Consider the following 21,904-nt stretch of genomic DNA (forward strand, 5'->3'; position numbering starts at 1 on the left):
CTCCCGCAATATGGATCTCTCATTCACTGCGGGTCGGCGCCGTCTGCTGACTGCCGCCGCGCTCGCTCCGGCCGCCGCGCTCCTCGGCCCCGCCGCCCGCGTGCAGGCCGCCCCCGCATCCCCCACCGCCCCGGTCCTGGTGCCGTATCCGATGGACTCCTCCAACCAGGCCGCCTGGTGGACACCGGTCGCCACCTACCGCGGCGCCGGCGAGTACACGTACTTCGCCTTCGACGAGCCGGGCTCCTCCGCGGGCACGCACAGGGTCGCGATCGCCCGCCGCGACCCGGCGGGGCAGTGGACCCGCATCCCGGTCATGCAGGGAGGCGCGCAGGCCGAGTTCACGGACGACCCCGGCCACAACCAGCCGTCGATCGCCCGGGACGGCAGCGGCAGGTTCCACGTCTTCGCCTCGATGCACAACAACCCCTGGCGGTACTTCCGCTCGGACACCACCGGCTCCGCCCCCGTCGACCACTCCGCCGACCTGCCCGACCAGGGCGCCGGAGTCACGTATCCGGTGGTGGCCACGGCCCCCGACGGCGACGTGTGGCTGATCGCCCGGATCGACGAGGCGGACCGCCGCACCGGCAGGCTCTACCGGTGGCACGACGCCCAGTCGCGGTGGAGCAGGGCCGCGGTCTTCGCCGGCGCGGCGGACCGCGCCGTCTACCCGGACGACCTGCAGTTCGACACGGCCGGGAACGTACACCTGCTCTTCCAGTGGAGCCGCTTCCCGTCCTCGGCGTTCCGGCACGAGCTGTCGTACCTGAAGTACGCCCCGGCCACCGGCGCGTTCACCGACTCCCGGGGCGCCGCCGTCACCGCGCCCGTCTCCCCGGCCACCGCCGACGTGCTCCAGCCCCTCGGCCCCGGCGAGGTCTACAGCAGCGACAACACCTACACCGGGCCGGCCGTGCAGAGCGCGAAGCTCACCCTCAACGGCGCGGCGCCCAGGGTCGCGTACCGCTACCGGCCGACGGACGGGGGCAGCTTCCAGGTCCGCTACGCCTACCCCCAGGGCACCGCATGGGCCCGCCAGATGGTGCACCGCGGATCCGGGACCCGCGCGGCGCTCGGCATCACCTGGGACGCGGACGAGGGCAAGCGCGTCTACTACGTCACCGAGTCCGGCGCCGACCGCGCGTTCGTCGCCACCGAGTCGGGCGGCGCATGGACCGCCGCGACCGTCGCCCCCGGCCTGCCGGTCGACCGCCTCGCGGTCCGCCGCAACGCGAGCGGGCAGGACGTGCTGTACCTGGTGGACACCGCGGGCGGGCGGCTCTTCTACGGCCGCAACGACTAGACCCGCTCCGCCTCCGTGCCTTTCCGGGCAGGGCAGGATGGAAGAAGTACGCGGGCTGCGGTGGGCCGCTGAGATCATGGAGCAGGGCTTCGACCCGGCCCGGCACATCTAGGACGACCCCACCCGCGACGCGACGGGGAGGAGTGAGCGGTGGCGACGATCGGCGAATCCCTCGAAGCGGCGCTGCAGGCCACGGCCACCCGACCCATCCCGGTGAGCCCGCAGGCGCGGATGCGGTTCCTCGTCAGGACGGAGCAGCGCTCCCACCGCCGCGCCGCGGCCCGGCCCGGCTGCTCCCAGCGCCAGGTCGAGCGCTACCTGACCGGGAAGGCCCGGCGCCCCACCCCGCGCTCGCTGCCGCCCTGGAGCGCGAGGTCCGCAAGAGCTGGCAGCCCCGCGTACGGGCCCGCGCCATCCGCCAGGCCGCCCAGCGCGGCGCCATCGCGGAAACCCGCGCCCGCTTCGGGTTCACCGCCGCCCCACCGGTCTGATGGAACTTGACCTGGCTCATCGAAAATTGACCGTTCTCATCGAACCTTGAGCAGCCCGCCACAGGGACCGGGCTGAAGAGTTCAGGCTGTCTTCTCCGTCGGTGTGAGGCCCTTGTTGGAGATCTCTACTCGCCGAGGGGCTCCTTCCCGGAGACCGTCTTGTCGACGGTCTCCGGCACGCCATCATGCGGATCTCCCGCTCACCTCTCCGCGTTTCGGGCCCTGTCCTCCCGCGGGGAGCGGGCTTCTGCCGGCGCGCCACCAGCGGGGTGACGCCAGTGCGGCCAGACCGGCGCCGGCGGTGTTGAGCAGTATGTCGTCCACGGACGACACCCGGTCCAGCTGAAGGACGTACTGCGCTGTCTCGACCAGGACCGAGCAGCCGGCCCCGAGCGCGAGAACCCGCCGTACCGATGCCAGCGCCGCGAACTGCAGCGGGGCGAGGAACCCCAGCGCCGCGAACACCAGCAGGTTGCCGACGATCTGGCCCGTGTCCATCGTGAGCAGGTCCCGCAGCGGCACCAGGTTCACGACCGCTCCGTCCTCGTCGCCCGGCAGCAGGATCAACCAGACCGGCGGCACCGTCCCGTAGACGATGCCGACCTCGGCGAGCGACATGCGCCACGCCCTCGCCGCCCTGGCACCGGCGAGCCTCCGCCGGCGGGCCAGAGCCCACGCCGCCAGAGCCGCCAACGGCAGTGCGGCCACCGTGAGGAGCACCACCCCGGTGAACGTGCCGACCCAGCCGTGCCACCCTTCGAGTCGCACCCTGCCACCTCTGCTTCCATCCGGCTGTCATCGGCATTCTCACCGGCGGCACATATCGGCGGCGTATGGACCGGCGTTCGATGTCGTAACGAACAAGATCATCGCGACGGCAAACCCTGAGCTCAGCGCCGCTCAAGGTTCGGTGAGAACGGTCAGCCTTCGATGAGACAGGACACCGCGGCCAGCGGCCGCGGACGGCCGGCACCACTGTCGACCACACCAGCTCGCTCATCGCCGGATCCAGCAACGCCTCAGCGACCGCCACCACTTCGGGGAAGACAGCCGCATCCCGGCCGACCGTCCGCCACCGCATGAACTCGCCCCCCGCATCACCGCCCGCCAGCACATGCAGCCGCTGCGGCCAGAACTCCCCCCGCTCCCCATACAGCGCCTCCTCCCACCATCGGCACACCACCGCCCGGGCCAGCGCGAACACCCGCCCCGGCTCCGTACCCGCCCGCACTGCCCGCCGCGCCACCCGCGGCCACCGCCGCTGCGCCACCACCTCCGCAAGGCCGCGCACGTCGAGGTACTCGAGCTCCTGAGCGGCGTCGGCATCCAGAGGTGTGCTCGACGTCGAAGCGTCGCAGGAAGGACTGCCAGCAGCGGTCGACGTCCGCCTTGGTGGCGCCGGTGCCGGACCACCACAGCCAGACCGGCCGGTTCACTCCGTGGCCGGGCAGTTTCTCGACGGTCAGCCGGATGACGGTGCTCTTGATGAGCGGCAGCGGTCCCTCGTGGTCGATCCAGGCCGCCCGTCGGGTCAGCCTCGGGTGGAGCTGGTCCCACGCTCGCGCGGTCGCCGTGCCGTAGAGGCGTGTGTCGGTGGTGCTGGCGGCCTGCTCGGCGCCCCAGGCGGCGGGGTCGCCGAAGATGAACTCGCCGCCGTGCCTGGGCGGTCGGCCGCCCGTGGGGTGGGCCAGGTGGAACTCCTTGCGGGAGGGTGCCGGGCGGCGCATGACCCCCTCCGAGCGCATCCGGCCCAGGATCTGTACCGGCAGGCGGCCGAGCAGGTGGGCGATGCGGGGTGCGTCGTAGCCGGAGTCGAGCACGACCAGGATCTCCGGGTCACCTTCACGCCACTGGCCGGCGGCGATGAGCCGCTGGACGACCTCGCGGAGCTGGCGCGTGGTGACGGCCGCGAGGTCGGCGCCGGGCTGAAGGCGGACGGCGTCCAGCAGCGCGGTCCAGGAGGTGCGGCCGGCCTCCAGTGCGGCCACGATCGAGTACGGCCAGCCGGGGATCATCTGGTGCTTGGCCTCCCCCGCGGCCGTAGGTGTGGCAGAACGAGCGGTCCGGGCAGGTCGCCGCGTCCGGCCGCAGCCACGGCGAGACATCGACCGCCAGGACCAGACGGCCGTCCGCGGCCCTCGGCAGCGGTGTTGCGGTGATCGTCTGCCGGAGCTGGTCGACGTCCAAGCGGCCCTTGTTCAAGCCGCCGTACAAGGCGCCGTGGCCCCGGCGGTGTTCCGGGGCGAGCGCCAGGTCGACCAGCGTCTTGACCGGCCCGTCCGTACACGGCCGGGCGTCAGCCAGCTCGAACAGCGCGTCCTCACGTCCGCGCAGGCAGTCGTAGAAGGCGCCACGGAAGCGTGACAGCGTCCCCAACGCGTCCTGCGGGGCGTCTTGTTGCAGCACACTCGTCTCCACGGGCCTCGGTCTGATCGGTGCGTCCTTGGCCGGAGCACATGATCAAGCCGAGGCCCGGCCCGAGTCCGGCGAATGCCCAGGTGAGCGACCCAGTTCGAGGCCCGTTTCGACCTCTTCAGATAAACGACTTCCCAATGAGGATGTCAAGCAGCCATCGTGACTGGTGGTGCAGTTTGATAGCACGCTCCGTCGCGGATCATGGCCCAGAGAACGTTGGCCCTTCGACGGGCGAGGGACAGCACGGCCTGCTTGTGACCTTTCCCCTCAGCACGCTTCCGTTCGTAGTACGCCCGTGACGCGGGACACGACCTCAAGCTGGCCATGGAGGAGAGGTAGAAGGCCCGCAGGAGGCCACGGTGGTAGCGGCGGGGTCGGCGCATGTTTCCGCTGACGCGGCCGGAGTCGCGTGGAACCGGTGACAGGCCGGCGAAAGCAGCCAGCCGGTCTGATGTGCCGAAGGCTTCCATGTCGCCGCCGGTCGCGGCGATGAAGGTGGCCCCGAGCATGGCGCCCATGCCGGGCAGGCTGCGGATCACTTCGGCATGCGGGTGTTCGTGAAACCGGGCCTCGATTAGTGCGTCGAGCTCGGCGATCTCCTCTTCGAGGGCCATCACCCCCTTCGCGAGGCGGCCCACCATCGAGGCGGCCAGCTTCTCGCCGGGCAGTGCGGTGTGCTGGGCCTGGGCGGCCTCGACGGCGGCCTGGGCGAGTGCGGCGGCGCCTTTGACCTTGCGGTTCTTCAGCCACGTCTCGATTCGCTTGGCGCCGCTGCGGCGGATTGCGGCTGGCGTCTGGTAGCCGGTCAGCAGCAGGATCGGCCCCTTGTTCGTCAGACTGAGCGCACGCTCCAAGGCCGGGCAGACTTCGAGGAGTTGTTCCCTGAGCCGGTTGATCTGGCGGGTGCGGTCGTTGACGAGGTCGGTGCGGCGCCTGACCAGGATCTTGAGGTCTACGGCTATCTCGTCACCGGGACGGAGCACGCCGAGGTCCTTGCGCATGCGGGCCTGGTCGGCGATGACGAAGGCGTCCTTGGCGTCCGTCTTGCCCTGGCCTCGGTAGGCGGCTGATGCCTGGTGAACGGCGAGGCCGGTGAGGTAGACCATCGGCTGGTCGTGGCCGAGCAGCAGGCCGATGAGCAAGGCGGCGCCGCCGTGGTTGATATCCACCGCCCACAGCGCGTCCTCAGAGAGTGCGAGTACGTCGCCGATCAGCTCCAGCAGCGCGGACTCGTCGTTCAGGACTCGCCGTGACAGGAGGCGTTCGCCGTGCGCGTCGATCACCACGCAGTGGTGGTGTTCCTTGCCGATGTCCACCCCGGCCCAGATCTCGGGCACGGTCACCTCCGCCAGCTCGTCGTCACAGTAGTCCCGCAGACGACCTCGCCGACGTTGTCCTACACAGCGATCGAGTCGCGTATCCCAATTAGCGGTCGAGTCGTCGCGGGGCTCCGGGCGGCCAAGTCATTTGAGCCATCGAGCGGCGACAAGCTGACAGCCATACCCGGAACCCCTGGGCCAGACGATCCTACGAATGACCGCCTCAGGCCCACGCTTGGAAGGTAGGACAAGCTGAGCCAGTCGTAGGTCAAGGTTGAGCCAGACAAGATGGCTCGCCGCCATCGTGCAAAGGGGAGGCGACGCTGTTCAATTGGTCGAGGTCTTCCATCTTGACCATGTGGTCGCTTGTGGAGACACCACCTGCGTCACGGAGGCTACGCACTGCCTTGTGGATAACGGGCTCCGTCGACCCGGTGAGCAGCCAACTCCGGCATCTTGATGGGAATCTCCCTTGGCACGCTGACCCGTTCGCCGTGGGTGATTGCCAGATGCTGGGGCAGATGCGCCGCTCGCTGGGGTCCAGGGCGCTCGGCAAAGTCGACCCGACGTCTGGCGGCCACGTCACGGCGACGGCGATACGGGGGCGCAGGGTTAGGCACTGGCGGAACTCGTCGCACGTGATGATCCGGCTACCGCAGGCCTGCAGGTCGTTACCGTTGTCGGTCGCGGTTGTCATTCGACCGAGTTCTCTCTGGCGCCCGAGGCGATTCAGGCACTACACACGATGCAGTGAGCCAGTGATGGCACGGGCGAACGGGGAACCATATGGATCCGGAGCTTGCGGGCCTTGCTTCCGTGGCCGCTGCGACAGTGGTGCAACTGCTGACGACGGCCGGTTGGGAGCGGGCACAGAACTCGATGGGTGCGCTATGGCGTCGCGTGTACCCAGACCGGGCGGACACAGTGGAGTCCGAACTCGAAGAATCCCGTGCGGTGTTGCTCGCCGCACGAGAGGATGCCAACGAACCGGCCGAGGCCGAACTGGCCGAAGCGGAGTTGGTCAGCGAGTGGCAGGGCCGACTGCGCAGGCTGCTCGCGGCCGAGCCCGCACTCGCCGCGGAACTGCGCAGAATCCTCGCCGTCGATCTGAGCCCGGAGCCGCCCGGCAGCGGCCGGGAGGAGCCGTCGGTGACGGTGTCCGTGCGGGCCTTGGACAGCAGCCGGGTCTACGTCGCCGGGCGGGATCAGCACATCACCGGCGGGGGTGATCGATGAGCCCCGAAGAGCCGCAGATGGATCGCGGCACTGAACGCCCGGACTCCGCAGACCCCCCGGCGGACAGCGGGCACGGCACGTCACGTGCTGCGGGCGACGGCATCCACATCGAGGCATACGCCCGCGATAGCGCAGGCGTCAACGTCGCTGGCCGTGACCAGCACTTCCACTACGTCGATGGAGTGCGTGAACGCCGCCGCGCTGAGGCGGGCGGACCGGTGCCGGACTGCCCCTATCCAGGGCTGGCCGCCTTCGGACAAGAACACGAGCGGTGGTTCTTCGGACGAGAGGCGCTCATCGCCGAGTTGACCGACCGCCTCGACCGACGCCTGGACTCGGGCCGGCTCCAGGCGGTCGTGGCCCCGTCGGGCGCGGGCAAGTCCTCGCTGCTTCGGGCCGGGCTGCTGCCGCACCTGGACCGGGCCGCGCTGCCCGGCTCCGACCGGTGGCCGAAACTCTTGCTTACCCCCAGCGCCCACCCGCTCCGTGCCCTGGCTGACCAGATCGTGGCGCTCCGCGGCGCAGGCCTGGACTTGACGGCCGCTGATCTCGTCGCCGACCCACCGCGGTGTCTCTCGGTCCTAGACGAGGCCCTGCGCAACGACCTGCCGACGCAGCCGACGCGGGCAGTCATCGTGGTCGACCAGTTCGAGGAACTCTTCACGCTCTGTACCGACGAGCAGGAACGGCGCTCTTTCGTCACACTGCTCGCCCGCCTTGCGGGCGGCCAAGCCTACCCCGACACGGAGGACCCCCCGCGTGCCCTTGTAGTCCTGGGCATCCGGTCCGACTTCTACGCCGCGTGCGTCGATCACCCTCCCCTGCGCGCCGCGCTGCAAGACGCCCCGCTGGTAGTCGGCCCCATGACAGACGAGGAGTTGCGCGAGGCAGTCCTGCTGCCCGCCAGAGACGTGGGGCTCGACGTAGAGGACGGACTGGTCGAGCTGCTCCTGCACGACCTGGGGGCCACCAAGGCGATGGGTCCCGCCGGGGAAGCGCGCTACGAGGCCGGGCGCCTGCCGCTGCTCGCACACGCCCTGCGAGTCTGCTGGCAGCAACGGCACGGCGCCACCCTCACCGTGCGCGGGTACCGCGACACCGGAGGCATCCAAGGCGCCATCGCCTCGACCGCCGAACACGTCTATAGCGGCCTCGACGATGACGAGCGGCGCGTGGCGCAGTCGCTCTTCCTGCGGATGGTACGGGTCGCAGACAGCACGGAGGACGTCCGGCGGCGCCTGGGCCGCGCAGAGTTGGCGGATGCCGGCGGCGGCCTCGCCGAGCCGGTGGTGGATGCGTTCACCCGGGCCCGGCTACTCACCCGCGAGCAGGAAACCGTCGAGATCACGCACGAGGCTCTGCTGCACACGTGGCCCCGGCTGCGCGGCTGGATTGACGCCGACCGGGCCGGGCGCCTCATCCACCAGAACCTGGAGGAGGCGGCGGCCACGTGGGACGAGAGTGGCCGTGACTCAGCGCTTCTCTACCGCGGCAGCCGCCTTGAGATTGCGCGCACGTGGGCGCTCAGCGCCCCGCCACACAGCCTGAGTGCGACCGCGCAGGCGTTCCTCGCTGCTGGGGAGCGGGCGCGGCGCCGCACTGCCCGGGTGCGGAACACCGTTATCGCCGTCCTCACCGTTCTTACCCTGCTCGCCTCGGGCGCTGCAGGCGTCGCGTTCAAGCAGCAGGGCGAGGCGGTACACCAGCGGGACCTCGCCGTCTACAACCGGGTCGTCGCCGAAGCCGACCGGCTGCGCGGCACGGACCAGTCACTGGCCGCCCAACTCGACCTGGTGGCGTACCGGATGCGGCCCGGCGACGAGACGTACACCCGGCTGCTGAACTCCGGGAACATCCCGCTGTCCAAGCAGATGAGGGGCCACACCGAACGGGTCTCCTCGGTGGCGTTCAGCCCGGACGGGCGCATCCTGGCCACCGGCAGCGGCGATGCCACGATCCGACTGTGGGACACCTCCGAACCACGCAGCCCTCGCGCCCTGGGACGCCCCCTGACCGGCCACACCAAGGCTGTGATGTCCGTGGCGTTCAGCCCGGACGGGCGCACCCTGGCCACCGCCGGTGACGACCGCGACCGGTGGGTCCGCCTGTGGGATGTGTCAGACCCGTCGGATCCCGAGCCTGTCGGCCAGCCCCTGACCGGCCATGACGCCGTCATCAGCGGGGTGGCGTTCAGCCCGGACGGCGACCTGCTTGCCAGCAGCTCCGGCGATGCCACGGTCCGGCTGTGGGACGTGTCGGACCCGGCCGATGCCAAGCCGGTAGGCAAGCCACTCAAGGACGGTCCGGGCAGGCTCTGGGCTGTGGCTTTCGCCCCGAACGGCAAGACGCTAGCCACCGGGGCCGACGACTTCAGGGCCCGGTTGTGGGATGTTTCGGACCCGAAGAAGCCAAAGCGGCGCGGGGCCCCGCTCAAGGGCCACTCCAACACCGTCGCGTCCCTCGCGTTCAGCCCCGACAGCCGGACCCTCGCCACGGGCAGCGGTGACTCTACCGTTCGGTTGTGGAACGTCGGGGATCCTGACAAGCCCACGTACGCCAACCAACTTCTCATGGGGCGCAGCACCGTGGTCGCCTCGGTGGCGTTCAGCCCGGACGGGCGGACTTTGGCCACCGGCAGCGGAGACTCGACTATGCAGATCTGGAGCGTCTCCGACCCGACACGTCCCAAGGCACTGGGGCAGCCTTGGACGGGCCACAGCAACACCGTCGCGGCGGTGGCGTTCAGCCCCGACGGACGCACCCTCGCCTCCGGCAGCTACGACCAGACGGCACGGCTGTGGGACATACCGCGCACGCTGCTGACCGGCCACTTCAACGGTGTGATCGGGGTGGCGTTCAGCCCGGACGGGCGGCTCTTTGCCACCGGCGGCCACGACGGGGCGGTGCGGTTGTGGGACACGTCGGAGCATGGGCGTCCCAAGCTGCTCGGCCGGGGGTTTCAGGCTCATACCGAGGGCGTCAGGTCCCTGGCGTTCAGCCCAGACGGGGAGTTCCTCGCGAGTGCCGGGTATGACGGCGTGATCCAGCTGTGGGACATCTCCGATCCGTCCACACCCAAGTACCTGGGTGATCCTCTGACCGGACACGAGGGCGGTATCTGGACCATGGCGTTCAGCCCGGACGGAAAGACCCTGGCCACCGGCGGCCAGGACGCCACGATCCGCCTGTGGGATGTCACGGAGCCGGACCGTGCCGGGCCGATCGGCCGTCCGGTGCGGCACCACGAGGGCATGGTGCTCACCGTGGCGTTCAGTCCGGACGGCGACATGCTGGCCAGCGGCAGCTACGACACCACGGCTCAGCTGTGGGACGTCCGCGACCGGGCCAGACCCGAGCGCGTCGGCCGGCCGCTGAAGGGCCACATCAATGGCGTCGCCTCCCTTGCGTTCAGCCCGGACGGAAAGACCCTCGCCACCGGCAGCAATGACTTCTCGGTGCGCTTGTGGAACATCTCCCGGCCCAAGCACCCCACCGCCCTCGGCGAGCCGCTGACCGGGCACACCGATTCCGTGTTCGCCCTCGCCTTCAGCCCAGACGGCAGCACCCTCGCCACGGGCAGCTACGGCCAGTCGTCGGTGCAGCTGTGGGATGTCCGCGCGCCTGCCCGGCCGAGCCGTCGCGGCCTGCCGCTGAAAGCCCACGCCGACTCTGTGTACGCCGTTGCCTTCAGCCGGGACGGGAAGACGCTGGCCACCGGTAGCCTCGATCAGTCGGCCCGGTTGTGGCAGCTCGACGTGGGGACGAGTATCGAGAGAATCTGCGTCGACACCCAGCCCCTCAGCCCCCGGCAATGGCGCCGCTTCGTCGGAGACGGCCCCGCGTACGCCCTACCGTGCCCCTGACCTGCATAGGCCAAGGCTGATCGAAAGGCGTTGTTGTGGCGGAGCAATGATCTTCAGGGGGCTGGACTGCTTTGGTCTGGTGTTTCGTCTTTAGGGGTGGGACTCGGGATCGCTGGAGCGGTTGCGTTCGGGCGTGGTGGGCGTGGCTTGGGGGTGTGTGCGGTTTGGTTGTTCGGGGGTCTGGTCTGCGGTCCGGTAGTTGTGTGGGATTGATCTTGGGTTTCTCGTAGGTGTGGTGGTGCGTCTATAAACGGCTGCGTTTTCTGGGGGCTTTGGGGTGCGGTGTGGCTGGTCAGTGGCGTGTATGGGTGAGGAAGACCCGGAGGGGATCGTTCGCGTTGCTGGCCAGGCGGGGCAGCCCGAGTCGCTGGGCGATGAGGCTGAGGGCGTCGTCGGCGGTGCGATGTGGCCGGTTCGGCAGGGTGGCGAGTGCGCGGGCGAGAGCAACGGTTTCGGGGTAGGTGATCAGGTCGCGCGCCAGGAGTGTGGGGGAGGCGCTGCCCGTGGTGGTCAGGTGGGGGTTGGTCGCGCAGAGCTGGTTGAGGCGGGTGTGCCAGCGGTGGGTGAGGTGTTGCTGGTGGTCGTACCAACGGGTGGTGATGGCGCGCGCTGTGGTCCAGGCGGTGGCGGCGCGTGGGTGCCGTAGGAGTCGCTGGTGTGCGTGGTGCGCCATGGCGAGTCCGGGCGCGGCCCAGGTGCGGACGGTGGTGGTGAGTCGTGGGTCGGAGGCGGCTTGGTGGTGGCGCGGGCACACCAGTCGGTGCGGCGGCCGATGAGCCCAGGCGGTGCCGGTTGTGCCGTGGCTGCGATGGCGGGTGCACAGGGTGCAGGCGCGGACGGGCTGCTGCTCGGCCTCGAGTCGTTTCCAGCGTGCAGCGGCTGCGGTGCGGTGGGCGTCGTCGTTGGGGGCGAGGCGGGGCAGGGCGCGCGCCAGGTGGGGGAGTGGGATGCGGGTCAGGGCGGCGAGGTGGTGGCAGGCGGCATGGCTGAGGTGGAGTTCAGCTGTCGGCAGCGTGCCGTGGCCGGTCAGGGTGACGCCGGCGCCGTCAAGGAGTTGGGGGAGCGTCAGCCGGAAAGTTTCGGCGAGGCGCTGGCCGTATGAGGCGGTCGCCTCGCCGAGCAGCGGCCGTACGCGGAGCACGCCCGGTGCTGCTGATGGGGCCCGTAGCCATGCCGCTGCGGGTGAGGACGCCGCGCTGCGCGGGGGCGGCTGCGGCCGCGGTACGGGCCGTGGCGTCTGTCCGGGTCACGGGGTGTTGGTATTCCGGCTCCGGGACCGGGTGCGGGGTTGGTAGTGCTGTTCGGCAAGGTGGTCGAGGCGGATGGCGTCGAGGGTGGTTTTGGTGATGCGTTCGGTGCCTTGTCGATGAGGGCGGTGATGGCGGCCTGGCGGATGAGTCGGGCGAGGCTGCCGATGCGGCCGGCGGTGCGTTCGTGCAGGTACGGGGCCAGCCGGGGGAGGGCTCCGGGCCAATGGTGGCGCAGGTCGAGCGCGCCTTCCATGGCGGTGATGAGGTCGCGGAAGGGCTCTTCGTTGCCGAGGCGGGCGGGGAAGGCGGCGCAGTCGATGAGGGAGGCGCGTCCGGCGAGCTGCGCACCGCGTACCCCGGTGAACAGGGGTGTGGTGGTGACGTCGATGCCGGCGTAGACGAAGGTGGCGCCGATGCGTTCGGTGAGGTCTTTGATCAGGTCGGCGCTCTGGGCGCCGGTGGTGGTGCGGGGGTTGAGCCGGTGGATCTCGTCGATCATCACCAGCTGGACACCTGCAGAGGTGTAGGTGTGGCAGACGGCGTTGGTGATCTGGGCCTGGGACATGCCGGCTGTGACGGGGATGCCGAGGTAGCGGGCGAACTCGATGGCGAGGGTCTTGGCGCTGGCGGCGGGTGGGACCAGGACGTAGGCGACCGGGGCCTGACCGGCTGTTGCTGTGGGGCCGTGGCGGCGGGTGTGGCGAGGTGGCAAGCGCGGCCGACCTGGAGCAGGGCGGTGGTCTTTCCGGCGCCTGCGGGGCCGGTGACGATCAGGGATGGCCGTGCGGTGACGGCCTGGTGGCGACCGAGGATCATCAAGGTGCGCACGTTCTTGGCGAGCGCGTCGATGGCAGGGGTGCGCACGGTGACGAACCGCGAGTGGTAGGCCAGGCGTTCCTCGAGGCTGCGGGGCGGTGCGCCGGGCAGGGGAGGGGCTGCCACGGGGGTGGTGGCGAAGGCATGGAAGCCGTCCCAGGCGGTCACCGACTGAAGCTGCGGATCAGGGGCGTCGTCGGCGGTGCTTGCCGCGGCCCCGGGAGACCGGTCCGCCGTCGACGGGGACCTGCGGGCCGATGCATCGCTCGTGCGCGGCGAGGCGTTCACCACTGCTCGGCTTCCGCTTCGGCGTCCCACAGCCCGTAGCCGCCTGCCTCGGCCGGCGCCGCGCTTGTGCCTTCCGGATCGCCAGTGCCCGGCTCCGTGGCCGGGTCGGTGCCGATGAGGTCGTCCAGGCTTTCGTTCCAGTCTGGTTCCGGGGCTGGTGCGGTCTCTGCTGCGAGCGGGCGCCGCTGCCCGGGCAGGTCGGGCAGATGCACGGTCGTACGGCGGGCATGACGTTGCTCTCGGCGGCCGGTTTCGTGTTCTGTCCCAGCAGAGCTGCGAGTACGGCGCAAGAGCTGGTCCAGGGCGTCGGCGAGATCGGCTTCGTGCTGCTCGCGGTCCCCGCGCTGTTCGACCTCGGCCTGGATGTGGCGCCAGACGCTGTCGTTGAAAGGCTGGTGGACGTGGTCGCGATGGATCCACGGGATTTCGTGGAGCTGTCCGTCGGTGAGGCGGACGAAGATCTGGCGGGCGTCGTGGGGGTTGTGGTGGACCTCCCACTTTCCGTCCTTGGCGGGCGACGGGGGAGCGCTGGCTGCGGTGGGGGTCAAGGATGTCGTGGTTGTAGGTGCGGTAGTCGAGGCGGATGCCGCGTTCGGTGATGGGCTGCCAGCGAACGGGCAGCAGTTCGAGGTAGTCGGCCCTACTCAGTGGTACCGGCACGTAGCCGCTGATGGTGAGCAGCGCGGCCCACATCCGGTTCGGTGTGAGGGCGGTTTTGGGCAGGACGGGGTGGCGCAGTCCGTCGTGGGGCCGGTTCTGCCAGCCACAGGTGATCCATTCGTCGAGGAAGTCCTGCAACTGAGGGATCGTCCACCGCGTCTCGGCCGCAGTCTTGGAGCCGCGGCGCTGGGGGTTGGAGCCGGTGTGGCCAGCGACGTGCTGGCAGAACAGGTCGTTGATCGAGCCGAAGGTCCGCTCCACCACGGCCTTGGCCTGCGGCCGCCTCGGTGGAGCGGGCTGCACACTCACTCCGAGTGCTTCGCAGGCGGTGACGAAGCCCTGTGAGAGGTAGATCTTCCCGCGGTCGACGACGATCGTCTCGGGCACGATCACCGGGCGGGCGGCTGCTCCCTCCAGGCGTTCGTCCAGTGACAGCATCCGCTCGAAGGGCACCTCGGCCCGCGACAGGTGAAGTGACTGGGGCCAGGCTGGCCTGGCTGGATGCGGGACGGCCATTTCCGCCAGGAGGAGGGCGGCGTCGACAGCTTTGGTGCTGTGCGGGCGCAGGACGGCGGCCAGGATGGAGCGGGTGGCGACGTCGACGGCGATCGTCAGCTCCGGCCGACCAAGGCTGCCGTCCTCAAGGAGAGCCATGATGTCCAGGCGATCTGCACCTGCTCCCCGGGCCGCTGCACCACCGGCGACGCCGACGAGGCGCGGGCGGGTGCGGTGGCGGTACGCGCCGGGCGATCGGCCGGGTCGGCCAGCACGCTCACCAGCCGGTAGAACGTCGAGCGTGACGGCATCTCCACCACCCCACGCCCGTGCGTGTCCTCCAGGATCTGCCCGACCAGTACCTGCAATCCCTTCACCGTCCCCTTCGACCGGCCCCGCTGGCGCCGCAGCGCTTCGCACCGCGGCCACGACCCGCTCGTCGGCATACCCTGTCGGATGACGACCACGGGCCGGCACCGCGCGCTTGTCGACCAGCCCCCACAAACCCTGCTTGCGGTAGGCGTGCCGCATCCGCTCCACCGTCGTACGCGTCACCCGGGCGAAGCCGAGCGCCGCCAGCTCCTTCGCTTTGGCCGCGTCCCGCTGCGCCAGGGTCCACCGCTCGGGGTCGTACTCCGGCCGCATCGTCTGGCCGTCACGACCACTCTCAGGGCGCGGCCATCCGGTCTCCACCTCCCGGATGCGCCCGCTGCTGGGCCGCCACCGGAACGGTCTCGAACAGTCCCCACTGCGGCACCGCGTCCGGTGCCCGCGCGCCCACTACTTCGAAGTCTGGGTCGGCGAACAACCGCCCCAGCAGCAGTCTCGTTTCGGTGCCGTCCTCCTGCAGCAGGTAGACCTGCTGGCCCTGCAGGGCGGCGACCTGCCAGGTCTGTCCCCGGTAGGCGACGTGCGCGCCGACCTCCACCACCGGCCGCTGGCTTTTACCGTGCGTGCCGCACACTGCGCTCGTCCCTTCCTTCGCCGCCCCTGGAGCCCAGCCGCTCTTCGACACCCCTACCACCACGTTCTGCGTCAGCGCAGACCAGTGCCTCCTCGTGCAGCGGCTCATCAAGAGGCGTCGTCAGATGCCCGCACCACAGCGCGTGATAGACGGCCGGCAGCACTCGCAGAGGATCACCTACTGCGGCTGCACCGTCGGCCAGCGGCCCGGGCCCGGCGAACGCCTCAGCCAACGCGGCCCGCAGCTCGGGCGGCCCCTGATTGCCTGGGTGGCGGTAGCCGGCCAGCCACCGCAGGTTCGCCGCCGCCACCGCTGGAGGTGGCTCGAGGCGACGGTACACCCAGCCCACGCGGGCACACACCGCCTCCATAACCATCCGCGCCCGCTGCGCCCTGTCTCCACCGGTGGCCGGGCTGGAGGGACAGTCGGCGAGCAGGCCGGTGCCGGCCGCGTATCGGGCGAACAGCTGAGGCACCCACGAGCGCACCCGCCCGTCGGCCGTGTCCCGCCACAGCAGCCGTACCGGACGTGCGGCCTGGCCGGTCACGTCGGGACTCCGGTCCAGGACCATCAGCTGGGTGCGCATCGCTGCCGAACCGTGTACGACGTGCCGTCCGGTGGTCACCGACCACCACCAGCCCGGCCCTCACCGGCGGCCCGGAACGACCGGAAACGCCGATACCGGCGCCAGATCCTCGAACCGCACCGACGCCGCCGCCTGATCCCACGGCAACTGCGTCAACCGTCCGGCGGCCGTGACGAACGCGGCCTCGATTCCCTCACCGCCGCCCCCTGCGGTAGCCTGCTGCACCCGCCTGCCGTGCTCGTGCCCTTCCACACCCAACAGCCAAGTCCATGGCGGGCTGCTGAACGCCGTGATCCGGATCCCCCACCCGAACGGGTGAACGGAGATCGCGTCGATGACTACCTGGACCTGCTCGGAACATGCCGCCGCGACCTTGCCGCCTTGCGCGCCGCGTTCTCCGAGCTGCTCACCGGCTGCGATGCCGACCGCGTCCCATACGGCAGGCACACGGCAGGCACGAAGAAGGCCGCGTCAACCGGTTGCTGCGGCGCTTGGCGCCCGTCGTCCCGGCCGGCCACTGTCCCGTGTGCGCGCAGCCGCTCCCGCCCACCGGACCCCGGCCCGGGCACTGTGCTCCCGCTGGTGCTCCGTACGGGCCAAGACCTTCCGGAAGAAGGGATGGCTCTAGTACTACAGGGCTAGATCTTGATCATGGGGTTGGGAGAGACTTCGTCCATGGCAGCGACGCAAGCCCGTGATCAAGATCTCCCGCAAGGCGCGGTAACCCGTGCTGAATTAGCCGTGTGGAAGCGCGAGTTCACTGCGCTGCGCGAGCGGATCAGTCCGCTGTTCTACCGCCCTGAATCCCGCGAGCACGCCCACCAGTACCTGCGTGGGCTCCTTTCGCCGCTCCAGCGGAAGAACGGCTGGACCATTGCCGAGTTCGCTGGCGCCAAGGAACCCAAGGCGCTCCAGCGGTTCTTGAATCTCACCCCCTGGAGCGCGGACCTGCTGCGGGACCTGACCCGCGACTACGCCATGGAACATTTCGCGGACCCCCGGGGCGTGCTCATCGCCGATCCCACCGGATTCGCCAAGAAAGGGAGGAAGTCGGCCGGGGTCCAGCGCCAGTACTCCGGCTCCCTCGGGCGTATCGATAACTGCCAGATCGGGACATTCCTGGCCTACGCAAACCGCAGCGGCGACCGCGTCCTGATCGATCGGGAGCTGTATTTGCCGCAGGAGTCCTGGTGCGCTGACTTCGAGCGCCGCCGCGAGGCGGGAATCGATGACGAGGTGGTCTTCCGTACCCGTCCGCAGCAGGTCCAGGCCATGATCGAGCGCGCGGTGGCGGCTGGGGTGCCGTTCTCGTGGTTCACGGCGGACGAGGAGTTCGGTCAGAACCGCGGGCTGCGCAGATTCCTGGAAGAAGGCGGCACCGCGTACTGCATGGCCGTTCCGAAGTCCACCGACATCAACACCGGGGGCGTCACCACCAACCCTGATTGCCCGACCCGCTTGGACGTCCTGGCGGCCGGCTTGCGGCCGGGGGACTTCACGCGCCGCGCCTGCGGTATCGGCGCGAAGGGGTTTCGGACCTACGACTGGGCCGTGATCGCCGGGCGCGAGAGACACCTGTATGTGATCCGGCGCAACATCGACAACGGAGAGATCTCCTACTTCCACTGCCACAACCCGCGCCAGGAATCGCTGTCGGAATTGGTCGCGGTCATCGGACTGCGCTGGCCGGTCGAGGAGTGCTTTGAGGCCGCGAAACAGCAGGCCGGGCTGGACAACTACCAGGTGCGCAAGTACGACGCCTGGTATCGCCACATCACCATGTCCATGCTGGCGTTGGCATTCTTGGCGGCGATGGCGCGGGTCGCGAAAAAAGGGCTCCGCAAGACCGGACGAGCCCAGGAGGCCACGAGTGCACGCACGCCGACTCGCAGCCTTGACCATCGCCGAGGTTCGACGGTTGTTCAACTTGATCGGTTCCGCTCGCACCCTGGTTGACCTCGGGCTTCGCTGGTCGATCTGGCGTCGTGAGCATCAGGCCGAAGCTCGTCGCCATCATTTTCGGAGGCGATTGCCACTCCAGATGATCAAAATCTAGCCCTGTAGTACTAGGACGCGTATTTGGTTGTGATCAACGGGTGGTCCGGGTGAGGTCCTTGAGCCAGATCACCGAGGCGCGCAGGTGGAGTCCGGCGAGGTAGCTTGCGGGTGACTTGTCGTATCGAGTGGCGATGCCTCGCCATGCCTTGAGCTTGTTGATCAGGCGTTCGACGGTGTTCCGCTCCTTGTAGAGGTCGGCGTCGTGGCTGAGGGGCCGGCCTCCTGCGGAGCCCTTCTTCTTCCGGTTGGCGGCCTGGTCCTTCTTCTCCGGGATGACCGCCTTGATGCGGCGTTTGCGCAGGTGGGCGCGGTTTCCACGGGACGAGTACGCCTTGTCCGCGGCGACTGCGCCGGGCCGGGTACGGGGACGGCCGACGGGCCCGCGGACCCGTACCTTCTTGAGCACGGGGATGAACTGCGGGCTGTCGGCGGCCTGTCCCGCGGTCAGGATGAACGCCAGTGGGCGGCACTTCCGGTCGCCGGCAACATGGATCTTGCTGGTCTGTCCGCCCCTGGAGCGTCCGAGCAGAGCGGCCTTCAGCCGGAGTCTGCGTCGGCGCCGGATGCGCCGTCGTTCTTCCCGCTCGGGACCGCCTCCGGCCTCCTGCCCGGTTTGTTCGCCGCAGCCGCCCCCCTTGACCTGGCCTTCTCCGCCTCGGTGGCAGCCTTCTCCAAAGCGGTGAGGACGCCCTCGTCCAGGTGCATCCCGGCAGCGTCGTGGTGGGCCCGCGCCGTGGTGGAGTCGATGCTGACCAGGGACAGGTCTACCTCACCCCGCTTCGCGGCTTCCGCGATCAGGCCCTCCAGCAGGGCATCGAAGACCCCGGCGTCACGCCACTGCCGGAAGCGGTTGTGGACGGTCGACCAGGCGCCGAACTCCACCGGCATCTCCCGCCACTGCCCGCCCGTCTTGAACCGCCAGATCACGCCCTCGAACTGCTGCCGCAGCCGCTCGGGGTACGGGCCGTACTCGCCGATCGGCAGATACGGCGCGATGAACTCCCACTCCGCATCCGTCAGTTGCACTCGCGTCACCCAGGAAGGTCTACCGGTCCAGGCCCTGCCGCGAAGGCAAACCCCGCAGATTGATCACGACGCAATACGCGCCCTAGGCCCGCTCCGCCCCGTGGAGCACAACAGTCCGCGGACAGACAGGGGCCTTCGGGCGCCGCGGCCCGGGGTGTGTGGACTGCCGGGCGGTGGCCCGGCCCTCGCGGCAGGGCGGCTAGAGGCCGCCGCGCCTGGATGGGAAGTGGGTCGGCCTCGCCACCACGGTGTCGGGGTGTGCGGGGTCGACGAATTCCACCGGCCTGACCAGCCCGTACGGCCCGCTTCGGTGCCCTCGGAGCTTGGGGGGCTCGGAACGGCGCCGCGAGGCGCGCACGCGGCCGTACAACGCCGCCCCCGCCGCGCTGCGTTCGCTCCTCACGCCGCGGAGAGCGGCCTCAGCCTCCCAGGACGAAGCGGTCGGCCGGATCTCGAACACACGCTGGCCGCGCCGAAGGGGTGGTGATGGTTCCGAGGGCGGTGGCGTAGCAACTCGAATTATGAGTAGAACGACAAAATATTGAGTCAACTGTGCTAGGTTGGCGCCATGGCACTCAGTACCGAGGAAGCGCTGCGGCTGACGGTGGCCGCGCTCATGAGTCGTACCCGTGAGACCCAGACCGCTCTGGCTGCGGCGATCGGTATGGACCAGCGGGCCCTGTCGCGTCGTCAGACCGGGGCGAGTCACTGGCTGTTGGACGACGTCGACCGCCTGGCCGCTCACTGGGGTATGACCTCGCTGGACCTGCTGGCCGGCCCCACGCATGCCGCCACGAAGCTCCCGGCCCCACCGTCCACCGGCAGTCGAACTTCTGCCCCTGCCCCTGCCGAACCGCCGGTGCGGCCGTCGGCCGGCTCCGAACCGGCCCCGGCGGCAACCCCCCGGCGCGCCACCAGTTCGTCGGCGAGTTCGTTCGCGCAGCCGGCCGGTTCGTTGGGCGACATGATCCGTGACCGGGTCGCGGCGGAGTTGTCTCAGCACCAGGGCGACATGCAGGCCGCCCAGGCCGCTCTGATCCACAAGGCGATCCCGGACGTGATGAAGCTGTTCAAGGCATCTCGGATCGGCGGCCGGTACGAGCACTCCGAGTTCCCTCCGACCGAGACCGACGTCCTGGCCAAGCGCTCTCAGAAGGACCCCGACCTGATCTGGGAAGGCCGGCCCAAGTGGCGCGCCGTCGAGCTGCACCGCGAGGCGCGTGCCGGCCACATCACCCTCGATGTGACCGCTCTGGACGCCAACGCCGCGTATCTGGCGGCGTTCACGTGCTGGTTGCCGATCGGCCGGCTGGTGGCCTCCGAGCCCTCCTACCAGTCCAAGCGCGCAGGCATCTACCGCATCACCCCGCCGGAGTGGGACAACCCCGACCTCCCGAATCCGCTGGGGGACCGCAAGACTCAAGGGGACCTCTGGATCACCACCCCCACCCTCAAGCTGCTGCTGGACTGCGCGAAGAACGGCCTGTGCGCCGCCCCGGAAATCCACGAGGCGTACACGTCCGGTGCCACGGAAAGCCTGCTGCGAAGCCTCAAGGAAGCCCTCAGGGACGCCCGGCAAGAGGCAATCGACAATGACGACATTGTCACCCTGGAGTACGTGAAATCCATGTATTCTAAGTTCGTGTCCACTATCGGGGAATCGACCAACAACCGTGAACTCCGCCGCCCGGACTGGATGCACACCATCCGCTCTCAAGCATTCGCGAACCTGTGGCGCAAAGCCTACAAGGCACACCAGGCCGGGTTGACCGTCGTGCAAATGGCAGGAACCGACGAACTCCACGTGAGCGGCGGCGACTGGCGACAGGTCTTCACCGAGGGACGGAAACTCACCGACATGAAGGAAAAGGAAACCTACACCCTCGGAGGCGACTAAATGAGAAGCGTCTACGAGGAGTGGGGGGAATTCGGAAGGTACAACGCCCGGGGAATCAAAGGCGGTGAAGCCCTCGCCCGCGAAATCGAGAGAGTCGCGCAGGAACTCGCCGACCACGGCGGCATCGCCACCCCGCCCGACCGCCCCCGGGGCCGCAACGCCCGCCTGCGCTACCTGGATTCACCGGCCGGCCGTGATGCCCTGGCCCGCCACGGCATCAGCCGCCGCCTCATCAAGTCCTGGGAGACCAGCGGCCGGCAACCCTCCGCCCGCAAGCTCCAGGCACTCGATGACGCCTACCGCGAGGTACGCCGCACGAACGTCAGAAAATACGGTCGCAAGAACATCGTTGAGCGTCTCAATAACGGTGGGCACGGCACCCGAATGGAAATCTATACCGTCGACCAAAGCCAGGTACCCGAAAGCCGCCGCCGCGACCTGGAAAACCTCGCACAGGACCGGTCCCTCCAAGTCCGCTACGTCTGGGAAGACGCCGTCACCGGATGGGCAGAAGGAGATGACACCCTCCTCGGCGATGTCTGGGAAGACATCATTGCCGACCTCGATTCCGACTGGGCCGCCTACTCCTACGTCGGCGCAGTCACCCTCGGCGCATGAGCGATTCAATCGGGTACGTACGGGATGCAGTATTCGACGAAGACACCCAACGGCTTGTCCCTCTCGATTACTTGTGCAGGAGCGGGAATCACCTCCAGGATTGGGGCGATATCTGCGACGGGTGCGGAGTTTCCGAGTGGTGATTTTAGAAGAATGCCGGGACCTGGCGGCGCACGTCGGCCGCCAGATCCCGGAGTGTGTGAAGCTTTTCCCGCGGCAGGTAGTGGTATAGACCTATTGGGCGGGGTGTTTCTGAGGTGCCGTCAGTTTTGTCCGGCCCAACTCGGCTCCGCCCTTCGTCTTCCGGGGTCGCGGGTGCCGTCACTCTTTGTGTATACTCGACGGGTCAGCCGCCAAGGGGCCGCGCAGCAGGGAGGGGCAGGGACATGGAGATCCACACCAGTCGCCACACCCCAACTCCCCGAACCACCAGCACACTTGAGCCCCACGGCCGTCGCCCTGTAGCCAGCCAAAGGGCCAGGGCCGAAGGCCCGGCCCTCCAGGGGCCGCAGGCCCCGCAGTCACCGAAGGTGACTGCGGGTCGGCCGGAGGCCGACCGCCGGGCCGAAGGCCCGGAGTCCCCTGACGCCCCGCAGGGGCGTCGCGTCGTGTCTCC

11 protein-coding genes and 4 pseudogenes are annotated in these 21,904 nt (G+C 69.4%); 6 read left to right on the forward strand and 9 right to left on the reverse strand.

Annotation, left to right across the window (positions count from 1 at the left end):
- Window positions 1-10: 10 nt before the first annotated feature.
- Window positions 11-1,306 carry a BNR-4 repeat-containing protein gene (locus OG946_RS35910; protein ID WP_326794083.1) on the forward strand — a complete coding sequence of 432 codons (1,296 nt, stop codon included), beginning with the start codon at window positions 11-13 and terminating at the stop codon, window positions 1,304-1,306.
- Window positions 1,307-1,980: 674 nt separating this feature from the next.
- On the opposite strand, the gene OG946_RS35915 is transcribed toward OG946_RS35910, so the two are convergent.
- The 3 genes and pseudogenes from OG946_RS35915 to OG946_RS35925 form a co-directional block, all read right to left on the reverse strand.
- On the reverse strand, window positions 1,981-2,565 hold the full coding sequence (locus OG946_RS35915; protein ID WP_326794082.1) for a VanZ family protein: 585 nt from the start codon (window positions 2,563-2,565) through the stop codon (window positions 1,981-1,983).
- Between the two features lie 563 nt (window positions 2,566-3,128).
- Window positions 3,129-4,200, reverse strand: a pseudogene (locus OG946_RS35920) (transposase); the annotation flags it as partial.
- A 158-nt stretch (window positions 4,201-4,358) separates the two neighbouring features.
- Window positions 4,359-5,549, reverse strand: coding sequence for an IS110 family transposase (locus tag OG946_RS35925; protein WP_442814245.1), 1,191 nt, complete (start codon window positions 5,547-5,549; stop codon window positions 4,359-4,361).
- A gap of 768 nt (window positions 5,550-6,317) precedes the next feature.
- On the opposite strand from OG946_RS35925, the gene OG946_RS35930 reads away from it, so the two are divergent.
- Window positions 6,318-6,767: a hypothetical protein gene (locus OG946_RS35930; RefSeq protein WP_326794080.1), complete on the forward strand. Its 450-nt coding sequence runs from the start codon at window positions 6,318-6,320 to the stop codon at window positions 6,765-6,767.
- Complete coding sequence (locus OG946_RS35935; protein ID WP_326794079.1) at window positions 6,764-10,630, forward strand: WD40 repeat domain-containing protein; 3,867 nt, start codon at window positions 6,764-6,766, stop codon at window positions 10,628-10,630. The genes OG946_RS35930 and OG946_RS35935 overlap by 4 nt, the downstream gene beginning before the upstream one ends.
- A gap of 292 nt (window positions 10,631-10,922) precedes the next feature.
- Here the strand turns inward: OG946_RS35935 and OG946_RS35940 are convergent, their stop codons facing one another.
- The 5 genes and pseudogenes from OG946_RS35940 to OG946_RS35960 all read right to left on the reverse strand — a co-directional run bounded on the left by OG946_RS35940 (window position 10,923) and on the right by OG946_RS35960 (window position 16,136).
- Window positions 10,923-11,771: a hypothetical protein gene (locus tag OG946_RS35940; RefSeq protein ID WP_326794078.1), complete on the reverse strand. Its 849-nt coding sequence runs from the start codon at window positions 11,769-11,771 to the stop codon at window positions 10,923-10,925.
- Between the two features lie 105 nt (window positions 11,772-11,876).
- Window positions 11,877-12,864: pseudogene (locus OG946_RS35945) on the reverse strand (TniB family NTP-binding protein).
- Between the two features lie 116 nt (window positions 12,865-12,980).
- A pseudogene (locus OG946_RS35950) lies at window positions 12,981-15,070 on the reverse strand (transposase).
- Between the two features lie 13 nt (window positions 15,071-15,083).
- Window positions 15,084-15,689, reverse strand: a complete 606-nt coding sequence (locus OG946_RS35955) for a TnsA-like heteromeric transposase endonuclease subunit (protein WP_326794077.1) — start codon at window positions 15,687-15,689, stop codon at window positions 15,084-15,086.
- A 60-nt stretch (window positions 15,690-15,749) separates the two neighbouring features.
- On the reverse strand, window positions 15,750-16,136 hold the full coding sequence (locus tag OG946_RS35960) for a hypothetical protein (protein WP_326794076.1): 387 nt from the start codon (window positions 16,134-16,136) through the stop codon (window positions 15,750-15,752).
- Window positions 16,137-16,364: 228 nt separating this feature from the next.
- Here OG946_RS35960 and OG946_RS35965 point away from each other — a divergent pair, with 228 nt between their 5' ends.
- A complete protein-coding gene (locus OG946_RS35965) occupies window positions 16,365-17,645 on the forward strand; it encodes an IS701 family transposase (RefSeq protein WP_442814244.1) in 1,281 nt (426 codons plus the stop codon).
- A gap of 133 nt (window positions 17,646-17,778) precedes the next feature.
- Here OG946_RS35965 and OG946_RS35970 read toward each other — a convergent pair.
- Window positions 17,779-18,782 (reverse strand): annotated as a pseudogene (locus OG946_RS35970) (IS5 family transposase).
- Between the two features lie 559 nt (window positions 18,783-19,341).
- Here OG946_RS35970 and OG946_RS35975 point away from each other — a divergent pair.
- The gene (locus OG946_RS35975; RefSeq protein ID WP_326794075.1) at window positions 19,342-20,670 is read left to right on the forward strand and encodes an acyltransferase; all 1,329 of its coding nucleotides are present in this window, start codon (window positions 19,342-19,344) and stop codon (window positions 20,668-20,670) included.
- Window positions 20,671-21,288 (forward strand): hypothetical protein, encoded by a 618-nt coding sequence (locus tag OG946_RS35980; protein ID WP_326794074.1) that lies wholly within the window; start codon window positions 20,671-20,673, stop codon window positions 21,286-21,288.
- Window positions 21,289-21,904: the final 616 nt, after the last annotated feature.

Source organism: Streptomyces sp. NBC_01808 (assembly GCF_035917395.1).
GTDB lineage: Bacteria > Actinomycetota > Actinomycetes > Streptomycetales > Streptomycetaceae > Streptomyces.